Genomic DNA, 1,987 nt, shown 5'->3' on the forward strand with positions numbered 1-1,987 from the left:
AAGCCGGGTGACCGGCCTCTCACTGACCACCAGCGTCGGACCGTAGCCCCTACCGCGCGAGCGGTTTAGTCCTCCGGATATCTGCCGCCGTCCGGCATCAGTGACATCACGAAATTTTCGTATTGTAGGATAGGCTTTAGAGGGGATCCGGCGAAACGGTTTTCAGTCCGACGACGGCACGCAAGATCACGGGCTGACCTCCACGCAATGATACGCATCCGAAAACCGAACGCGCGTGTAATCCCGCGTCACCAAGGACGTCAACGAGAACATCCGAAGCACCATCGAGTACCTTCGCATGTTCTTCGAACGAAGCGTCCGCATTGACGAACCCCTGTATGTCGAGTACTTGTTGCACGCGCTCGAGCGATCCAAGTTCTTCGCACAGCGTCAACAGTAGCTCGAGAGCCGCTTCACGTGCGAATGCGATCCCGTCATCGAGCGACAGCGTTTGCCCTAAACGGCCCTTGGGCATCTTGCCGTCGACGGATCTACCCGCGGATTTACCCGAAACGAAGACAAGATCTCCCCACCCGTGTGATGTTTCTATAGTTCCCTTTCGGTCTTTGCGCCAAGCGATCGCCTCCGATCAGTCGAAGTAGTCTGTCATCTGCACTCATGGCGCTCCCTTGGTCCTTGCGTACGCACCGATCAACGCCGTCATATTGACGATGCGCCGCACCGTCGCCGACGACGTCAGCACGTGAACCGGCTGCGCCGCGCCGAGCAGGATCGGCCCGATGGCGATGTTGTTGCCCGCCGCCGTCTTCAGCAGGTTGTACGAGATGTTCGCCGCATCGATGTTCGGCAGGATCAGCAGATTCGCATCGCCTTCGAGCGTCGATTCAGGCAGCACGTCTTTGCGCAGACGTGCGTCGAGCGCGACGTCGCCGTGCATTTCCCCGTCCACGTCGAGATCCGGCGCGCGTTCCTTCAGGATCGCGAGCACGTCGCGCATCTTCTGCGCCGTCGGCGCGTTGCTCGTGCCGAAGTTCGAATGCGACAGCAGCGCGATCTTCGGCATGCCGAAGCGCTTAACCTCTTCGGCCGCCATGATCGTGATCTCGGCGAGCTGCTCGGGCGTCGGATCGACGTTCACGTGCGTATCGACGATAAAAATCTGACGGCCCGGCAGCACGAGCGCGTTCATCGCCGCGTAGACCTTCGCGCCTTCCTTCTTGCCGATCACCTGATCGATGAAATGCAGATGGCGATGCGTCGTGCTCACCGTGCCGCAGATCATGCCGTCCGCTTCGCCCTTCTTGACGAGCATCGAGCCGATCAGCGTCGTGCGGCGGCGCATTTCGAGCTTGGCCATCTGCTCGCTGATGCCCTTGCGCGCCATCATCTTGTAATAGGTCTGCCAGAAATCGCGGTAACGCTCGTCGTGATCCGTATCGACGACCGTGAAATCCATGCCCGGCGTGAGGCGCAGGCCGAACTTCTGGATGCGCTGCTCGATGACCGCCGGACGGCCGATGAGAATCGGCTTGGCGATTTTTTCATCGACGGCGATCTGCACCGCGCGCAGCACGCGCTCTTCCTCGCCTTCCGCGAACACGATGCGCTTTTTCTCCGGCTCCACGCTGCGCGCGAGCTGGAACACCGGCTTCATCGTCGTGCCGCTGTGGTAGACGAACTGCTGCAAATGCTGCTCGTACGCTTCCATGTCCTCGATCGGACGCGTCGCCACTCCGCTGTCCATCGCAGCCTTCGCAACAGCCGGCGCGATCTTCACGATGAGGCGCGGATCGAACGGCTTCGGAATCAGATATTCCGGACCGAACGACAGATCCTGAATGCCGTAAGCCGTCGCGACGATATCGCTTTGCTCCTGACGCGCCAGCTCGGCGATCGCGTTCACCGCCGCGATTTCCATTTCCTTCGTGATGACGGTCGCGCCCACATCCAGCGCGCCGCGGAAGATGAACGGAAAGCACAGAACGTTGTTGACCTGGTTCGGATAGTCCGTGCGGCCGGTCGCGAG

The 1,987-nt window shown here is 60.6% G+C and carries 2 protein-coding genes; both read right to left on the minus strand.

Annotation, left to right across the window (positions count from 1 at the left end):
* Positions 1-136 precede the first annotated feature (136 nt).
* On the minus strand, positions 137-475 hold the full coding sequence (locus tag AWB74_RS44185) for a RidA family protein (RefSeq protein ID WP_061152755.1): 339 nt from the start codon (positions 473-475) through the stop codon (positions 137-139).
* 141 nt (positions 476-616) lie between these two features.
* On the minus strand, positions 617-1,987 hold a 1,371-nt coding region (locus AWB74_RS44190), incomplete at its 5' end, for a phosphate acyltransferase (protein WP_268811249.1).

Origin of the sequence: Caballeronia arvi (assembly GCF_001544695.2) — a bacterium.
In the GTDB taxonomy this organism is placed as follows: domain Bacteria; phylum Pseudomonadota; class Gammaproteobacteria; order Burkholderiales; family Burkholderiaceae; genus Caballeronia; species Caballeronia arvi.

What these genes read in the sequence shown, in the direction of transcription:
- AWB74_RS44185 (WP_061152755.1), bottom strand. Translation starts at nt 475, where the DNA reads ATGCCCAAGGGCCGTTTAGGGCAAACGCTGTCGCTCGATGACGGGATC.